We start from the raw sequence: 266 nt of genomic DNA, 5'->3' as shown, positions 1-266 counted from the left end.
CAGCTCTCGACGCGCTGCTCATCGACACCAGCGAAGCGCTGTCTTCCCTGCCGCATCTGGCCGTCAACGACGATCAGGCGCACCGTCTGAAGATGGGCAACCCGATCCTCGTGCGCGGCCGTGACGCCCCGATCACCGAGAGCGAAGCCTATGCGACGGCGCGCGGCAAGCTGATCGCCATCGGCGAGATCGGCGAGGGCGAATTCCGCCCGAAGCGCGTCTTCGTCTGACGACGCGACCGGCGCGCCGTAGGCCTGCCGGTCATG

Annotated in this window: 1 protein-coding gene; it reads left to right on the top strand. The window is 68.0% G+C overall.

The genetic code is table 11. The annotated features are described in order from the left end of the window. The coding region (locus tag SB772_RS41785) for a tRNA pseudouridine(55) synthase TruB (protein WP_410838747.1) at positions 1-230 on the top strand (230 nt) is incomplete at its 5' end. Positions 231-266: the final 36 nt, after the last annotated feature.

Source organism: Paraburkholderia sp. SIMBA_030 (genome assembly GCF_046535245.1).
In the GTDB taxonomy this organism is placed as follows: Bacteria; Pseudomonadota; Gammaproteobacteria; order Burkholderiales; family Burkholderiaceae; genus Paraburkholderia.
This window is presented reverse-complemented; position numbering and strand designations above follow the sequence as displayed.